Raw genomic sequence first — 6,905 nt, forward strand, 5'->3', positions numbered from 1 at the left:
GGGGCACCATGACCTGACCGCGTGCCATGACCCCACGATGCATCCTTGACATCTATGTCAAGGTCAAGCCGGACCGAGGTGACCCACCTCTCCGCAGGACGCGTGCGCCTTCCCGTTTGACCTTCCACCAGTGTCAACGTTCGACCCTGGGATCACGACGAAAGCACGACACCCCGAGCGCGCGGTCCAGCCTTTCCGGCCTCCCGGACACCGCTACCGCGAGCGGGGTCGAGTGAACCAGACGTGGCGAAGGAGCAGGGCATGAGTGCGCAGGCAATCCGGGTCGGGATCATCGGGACCGGCTTCTGGGCCAGCTACGGGCACATCCCGGCGTTGCGGACATTGCCGGAGTTCGAGGTGGTCGCCGTATCGGCGCGCCGGAAGGAGTCGGCGCAGCAGGCGGCCGAAAAGTTCGGCATCCCGCACGCCTACGACGACGCCCACGACCTGATCAAGGACCCCGACGTCGACCTGGTGGCGGTACTGACCCCGACCTCGCAGCGCGTGCCGCTCGTGAAGGCCACCATCGAGGCCAGCAAGGACGTCTACAGCGAGTGGCCGCTCACCACCCGTACGGCGGACTCGGAGGAACTGCTTGCCCTGGCCGAGGCGAAGGGCGTCCGGCACGTCGTCGGACTCCAGCGCCGCCAGGGACCCGCCGTCCGCTACGCACGTGACCTGGTGGCGCAGGGATATGTGGGGGACGTACGTGCCGCCCGCATCTCGGTCGGCGTGGACGCCTTCCCGCCCGTCATGCCGGAGAAGGTCGCCTGGACCTTCGACGCCGACGCCTTCACCCACGTGCTCTCCATCTACGGCGGACACTTCCTCGACGTGCTGTTCCAGATCGTCGGACCCCCCAAGAACCTCACCGCACTCACCGAGACCCAGTTCCCCGAGCTCACCGTCCTGGAGACCGGCAAGATCGTGTCCTCCGCCAAGCCCGACGAGGTCATGGCCATCGGCGCCCTGGAGAACGGCGGGCTGTTCTCGGTCCAGTTGGAGGGCGCTCAGAAGTTCCCGACGGGCCTGCAGATCGACATCACCGGCACCGAGGGAGTCCTGCGGCTGACGAACGACCGCGCCTTCGAGAACACCGAGGACAACACCGTCCACGGCGTCAACGCGGACAGCGGCAACGGGGCCGCGCTCGCGGTGCTGCCCGTTCCCGAGAAGTACCGGTCCCTCCCGGACGCCTCGCTCGACGAGAGCGTGCAGGACCTGGCCCACCTGTACGCCGCGTTCGCCCGCGACAAGGCCAACGGCACCACCGAGGCGACCACGTTCGCCGACGCCGTACGGCAGCACCACCTGATCGACCGGATCCAGCGGTCGTCCGAGCAGTTCTCGGCATAGAGAGATGGGTGGCACCGCATCGGCTGGGCGGCCCGGCCCCGAGCGACCTGTGGTTCCCCAACGCGGACACCCCATTGCTACACAGGGCACTCAGATGCTGCCGTCACACAAGGCCGGCAACCCGGACGACGGGCTGGTCTCGATCGGCCGGGTCCGCTCCGGCGGCTGCCTACGCGGCTCCGGCGGTGCTTCGTGCCGAAGTCGCCTCGCTGACGGCGTCGATGTAGCTGTCGATGGCGTCCCGGTTTCGGGTGAGGCAGTCGATGCGGTCCGTCATCCGGTCGCGCTCGACGGCGAGGAGTTCGAGCAGTTCCGGTTCGGCGTCATCGACGACGATCTTCAGAGGGCTGCCGAGGCATGGCAGCATCTGCTTGATGATCCGGGTGGGGATGCCGCTGTCGATCAGCCCGCGGATCTGGGTGACCCGGCCCACCAGGTAGTCGTCGTACTCGCGGTATCCGTTGGGCAGCCGCCGCGGTTCGATCAGCCCCTGCGCCTCGTAGTAGCGCAGTGACCGCGCGGGTGTGTCCGTCAGCTTCGCGAGCTCTCCGATGCGCATGTGGCCGTCCTCACTTCCCATCTGCGGCTCCGGGTTTGACCTTGACACCAATGTCAACCATGCACCGTAAGGTTATGACTCAAGTACAACAGGCGCCCGCCCTCACTGGCCAGTCAGGTCGCCTTCCGCTCAGCGGCCTGCTCGCCCTCGCGGCCGGCGGGTTCATCACCATCATGCTGGAGACGATGCCGGCGGGAATCCTGCCGGCGATCAGCGGCGACCTCGGCATCTCGGAGTCGGCCGCGGGCCAGACGGTGACCGTCTTCGCGATCGGATCCATCGTCGGAGCCATCCCGCTGATCAGCGCGACGATGGGGTGGCCGCGCAGGCGACTCCTGCTCCTGGCTCTGGCCGGGTACGCCGTGACCAGTGTCGTCACCGGCCTGTCCGGCTCCTTCGCCCTCACCCTCGCGGCCCGGTTCGCCGCCGGACTGTTCGCGGGCGTGCTGTGGGCGATCATCGCGCCGTACGCCCGGCGCATGGCGGCACCGCACCAGCAGGGCAAGGCTCTCACCATCGCACTGGCGGGCACCCCGATCGCGCTCGCGATCGGCACCCCCGTCGGAACGCTCCTCGCCGACCTGATCGGATGGCGTGCCACCTTCGGGGTGCTGACGCTGCTCGCCGGTCTCGTGATCGTCTGGGTGCTCGCGGCCGTGCCGGACTTCCCCGGACAGGCCAAGGGGGAGCGCACGCCCGTCGGCCGGGTCTTCGCCATCCCCGGTGTGGTCCCGGTCCTCCTCGTTGTCTTCCTGTACGTGATGGCGCACAACGTGCTCTACACCTACATCGCCTCCTTCCTCGCACCCGTCGGCCTGGACGGCAGCGTCAGCGCCGTGCTGCTCGTCTTCGGCGTCGCCTCTCTGGTCAGCATCTGGATCACGGGCATCCTCATCGACCGCCACCTGCGGCTTCTCATGGTCAGCAGTACCGGGCTCTTCGCGCTGGCGGTGCTCGCACTCGGCCTGCTGGCCTCCCTTCCCGCAGCCGTCTTCCTCAGCGCCGCGCTGTGGGGACTCGCCTTCGGCGGAGCCGCGAGCCTGCTGCAGACCGCCGCCTCCAACGCGGCCGGTGACGCCGTGGACGCCGTCCAGCCGGTCATCGTGACCGGCTGGAACATCGGCATCGCCGGCGGCGGAGTCGTGGGCGGACTCCTCCTCGGCGGCCTCGGAGCCTCGTCCCTGGCCTGGGGAACCCTCGCGCTCCTGGTCGTCGCGCTCATCATCACCGCCGCCGGACGGCGCCACGCCTTCCCTGCCCACCGCGGGTGACCTGAGGCCATGCCGCGCACCACACCCCCGAAGGAAACCCCAGTAGGTCCGCGTCCACGCGAAGGAGAAGCACCGTGAAGAAGCAGATGCACAGCGAACCGGCACACCCGTGGCAGGACAGGCGGCTGACCCCGGACGAGCGAGCCCGGCTCGTCGTCACCGCGATGACCGAGGACGAGAAGTTCGCCTGGCTCTTCGGGCCGATCGCGGTCCCGATCGCCGGCCGCCCGCCGATCCCGGACGGGGCACTGGGCTCGGCGGCGTTCTACCCGCCGATCGAGCGCCTCGGCATCCCGGGCATCCAGCAGTCCGACGCCGGCCTCGGCGTGGTCAACCCCGGCGGTGTCCGCGCGGGCGACGAGGCCACCGCGCTCCCGTCCGCACTGCTGCTCGGCGCGACGTTCGACACCGAGACCGCCCGCGAGACCGGGGCGCTCCTCGGTCGGCAGGCGCGGGCGCAGGGATTCGCGGTGCTGCTCGCCGGCGGCGCGAACCTGGTCCGGGAGGCCACCGGCGGCCGCAACTTCGAGTACGTCGCCGAGGATCCGCTCCTCACCGGCAGGCTCGTCGATGCGTCCGTCGCGGCGATCCAGGCCGAGGGTGTGGTGTCCACGGTCAAGCACTTCTCCCTCAACGCGCAGGAGACCGGCCGGGTGATGGCGGACTCCCGCATCGAGGAGGCCGCCCACCGCGAGTCCGACCTGCTCGCGTTCCAGATCGCGATTGAGGGGGGCCAGCCGGGGTCGGTCATGCCCGGCTACAACCTCGTTAACGGCCACTACGCCGGGGAGAACGCACACCTCATCAACGGCGTCCTCAAGGGTGAGTGGCAGTTCGAGGGGTGGGTCATGTCCGACTGGGGCGCCACCCACAGCACCGAGAAGGCCGCGCTCGCGGGTCTGGACGTGCAGTCCGGCGCCGACTTCGATACCGAGCACTACTTCGGCGAACCGCTGCGGGCCGCGGTCCGCGAGGGCCGCGTCCCGTCCGAGCGCATCGACGACATGGTCCACCGGCAGTTGAGGACTCTGTTCCGGCTCGGCGTCATCGACAACCCGCCGACGCCCGGCGGCTTGATCGACCTCGCCGCGGGCCGCCGTATCACCCAGCGGGCCGCGGAGCGGGGCCTCGTCCTGCTCAAGAACGAGGCCGACACTCTGCCCGCGGTACAGGGTCTCGACCGCATCGTGGTCATCGGCCGCCACGCCGACGTCGGCGTGCTCGCCGGAGGCGGGTCCTCCGCTGTCACGCCGAAGGGGAGCCTGGTCGAGCCGTCCGGCTTCGACCGGGTCTGGGCCGACCGCGTCTACCACCCGTCCTCCCCGCTGGAGGCCATCCGGGCCGAGGCGGGCGCCGAGCGCGTGGACTTCCTCGACGGCACCGACCACGACGCCGCAGTGGCCGCTGCACAGGGCGCGGACCTCGTCGTGATCCTCGCTGAGGAGTGGCGCGCGGAGGGCCTCGACATGCAAGGCGTTGGACTTCCGGACGGGCAGGAGGGCCTCATCGAGCGGGTGGCCGCCGCGAACCCGCGGACCGTCGTCGTCATCGAGTCCGGCGGCGCCGTCAGCGTGCCGTGGGCGTCGAAGGTCCCGGCCGTCATCGCGGCGTTCTACCCGGGCTCCGGCGGTGCGGAGGCGATCGCCGGCGTCCTGTTCGGCCGGGTCAACCCCTCCGGGCACCTGCCCGTCACGTTCCCCGCCCAGGTCGGTCAGTTGCCGCGCCCCGAGCAGCGGGACCCGGCCACGACGACATCGAACCCGAACCAGGAACGGATCGGGGAGATCTTCGAGGTGGCATACGACATCGAGGGCAGCGACGTCGGCTACCGCTGGTTCGCCCGCGAAGAGCACACCCCGCACTACCCGTTCGGCTGGGGGCTCTCGTACACGACCTTCGCGTTCAGCGGTCTCACTGTCACCGCCGACGGCGCGGACGTGCGGGTGCGAGGAGTCGTCACGAACACCGGTACCCGCGCCGGGGCGACCGTGCCGCAGGTCTACGTCGGCCGTAGGCACTGGGACGGTGCGGAATTCGTCCCGCGTCTCGCCGCGTTCGACCGGGTACACCTCGAAGCCGGCCAGAGCCGCTCGGTCGAACTGCGCCTCGAACCACGCCTCCTCGCCCGATGGGACGACGTCGAGGGTGCTTTCCGTATCGCGGGCGGCGACTACGAGGTCCGCATCGGGGCGCATGCCCTCGACGAGGACGGCCCGACCCAGACCATCAGGCTCGCACCCTCACTCCTGCACTGACACCCGACCAGCGAGGGGCCCTTGGCCGACGAACCCGTGGTCGGTTGGGCGCGCTGCGGAAGCACCTTCGATTCGTCCGGCGGTCACCAGCCTGATCGGATGCTCAGAAGGTGAGCACCACTCGTCCCCGGAGGCCGCTGGCCTCCAGCAGTCGCTGTGCTTCGGGGGCCTGCTCGGCCGGCAGGGTCCGTGCGACCCGCGGGGTGAGGCTGCCCTTCTCCGCCAGTTCGCGCAGGCGGTCGAGCTTGGCGTGCTCGCGTGCGTACTGCAGAACGAAGGTGTTCCGGGTCTCGATGCCGCGTTCGGCGGGCACCTGGATGCCGCCGACCGACGTCGCCACGTGGCCTCCGTCGCGTACCGCGCGGATGGCGAGGGCTGCGATGCCCGCGGTGTCGACGAGGCCGCCGACTCCGTCGGGTATCTCCTTGCGCACCAGATGCCGCACCGGTCGTGGAGCAACCTGAACGAAGGTGTCGGCCTGTGTGCCGTATGACGATCGGCCGGAGTCAGATCCGGGATGTCTCTAGGGCTGGGACTGAACATGCTCAGTGTTTGTGGGTGGGGATGCTGTGACGGGCGGGAGGATGGGTGGGTGCTGTCCCGGGTCCGGGGTCTGACTCATGATTCGCCTGACCAGAGTGTCTGAGTCACACAGTGTCGGCCGTTGGCCTGGGATGGTGCGTTGTCGGTGCCGGGCCGGCGGGGCGTGTCCCGATAGGGGCCTGCCGTTCCTTGTGGCGTCCTCACGATTCTGACCGCCCGACGCGGCCCGGTGCCGGCAACGCGACGCGCCGTCGGACCGCAAGGGGAACGGGCATGTCCAGTTCGACCCTGTCCAGTACGCCGCCTGCTCCGCAGACCCGTCGTCGTCGCCCTGCGGGGGAGGTGGTGCTGGGAGTGGATACACAATCGGGCCAGGAAGTGGGGAGCCGTGAGGCGGCCCGGGATGGCTCTACGTGTTCAGCGGCCCCTCGATATTGGCCACCTGGCCCCACCTGGCCCCACCTGGGCCAGCGAGCGGCGAGCAACGTATCCAAGCGGCCCCACTGCCGCTCGCCTGCAGGTAAGGCCACTGGGTGGGGCCATCGCGGACCGTCATCGAACGCTTGTCGGCGCCAGCGATGGCCAAGTCGGTGGGGCCGATTGCCGACGTCGAAGCCAGCCCGCGAGGTCTTCCACCTGCTCGGACAGCTATAGCCAGGACCCCGCTCATAGGGGCTGTCGTGACAGATGAAAGGGTCAGGCGGGTGAGTGAGACACCGATGAACACCCTGCAATACCGCTTTGACGGGCCAGAAGACGCCCCTGTCCTGATCCTCGGTCCCTCACTGGGTACCACATGGCACATGTCCTAGAAACCGTCTTCAGGCGTCCACGTGGTCTACATTGAGGGGCCCTGCGCTTCTCGGACAGCGGTGTTGAGGGTTCTGCCTATGCCGCTGTCTGCAACTCCTCGTACTCGGC

5 protein-coding genes are annotated in these 6,905 nt (G+C 69.4%); 3 read left to right on the forward strand and 2 right to left on the reverse strand.

Annotation, left to right across the window (positions count from 1 at the left end):
- Nucleotides 1-261 precede the first annotated feature (261 nt).
- On the forward strand, nt 262-1,356 hold the full coding sequence (locus ACX28W_RS40040; RefSeq protein WP_459005044.1) for a Gfo/Idh/MocA family protein: 1,095 nt from the start codon (nt 262-264) through the stop codon (nt 1,354-1,356).
- A gap of 169 nt (nt 1,357-1,525) precedes the next feature.
- Here the strand turns inward: ACX28W_RS40040 and ACX28W_RS40045 are convergent, their stop codons facing one another.
- Nucleotides 1,526-1,915: a MerR family transcriptional regulator gene (locus ACX28W_RS40045; protein WP_459005045.1), complete on the reverse strand. Its 390-nt coding sequence runs from the start codon at nt 1,913-1,915 to the stop codon at nt 1,526-1,528.
- A gap of 74 nt (nt 1,916-1,989) precedes the next feature.
- Here ACX28W_RS40045 and ACX28W_RS40050 point away from each other — a divergent pair, with 74 nt between their 5' ends.
- Together ACX28W_RS40050 and ACX28W_RS40055 are read left to right on the forward strand one after the other, a co-directional pair.
- Nucleotides 1,990-3,186 carry an MFS transporter gene (locus ACX28W_RS40050; RefSeq protein WP_459005046.1) on the forward strand — a complete coding sequence of 399 codons (1,197 nt, stop codon included), beginning with the start codon at nt 1,990-1,992 and terminating at the stop codon, nt 3,184-3,186.
- A gap of 74 nt (nt 3,187-3,260) precedes the next feature.
- Complete coding sequence (locus ACX28W_RS40055; protein ID WP_459005047.1) at nt 3,261-5,441, forward strand: beta-glucosidase; 2,181 nt, start codon at nt 3,261-3,263, stop codon at nt 5,439-5,441.
- A 103-nt stretch (nt 5,442-5,544) separates the two neighbouring features.
- On the opposite strand, the gene ACX28W_RS40060 is transcribed toward ACX28W_RS40055, so the two are convergent.
- On the reverse strand, nt 5,545-5,874 hold the full coding sequence (locus tag ACX28W_RS40060; RefSeq protein ID WP_459005048.1) for a zinc-binding dehydrogenase: 330 nt from the start codon (nt 5,872-5,874) through the stop codon (nt 5,545-5,547).
- Nucleotides 5,875-6,905: the final 1,031 nt, after the last annotated feature.

This window comes from Streptomyces sp. SD15, from assembly GCF_054462255.1.

Coding starts and splice junctions, on each gene's coding strand:
- ACX28W_RS40050 (WP_459005046.1), top strand. CDS start 1,990: ATGACTCAAGTACAACAGGCGCCCGCCCTCACTGGCCAGTCAGGTCGC.
- ACX28W_RS40040 (WP_459005044.1), top strand. CDS start 262: ATGAGTGCGCAGGCAATCCGGGTCGGGATCATCGGGACCGGCTTCTGG.
- ACX28W_RS40045 (WP_459005045.1), bottom strand. CDS start 1,915: ATGCGCATCGGAGAGCTCGCGAAGCTGACGGACACACCCGCGCGGTCA.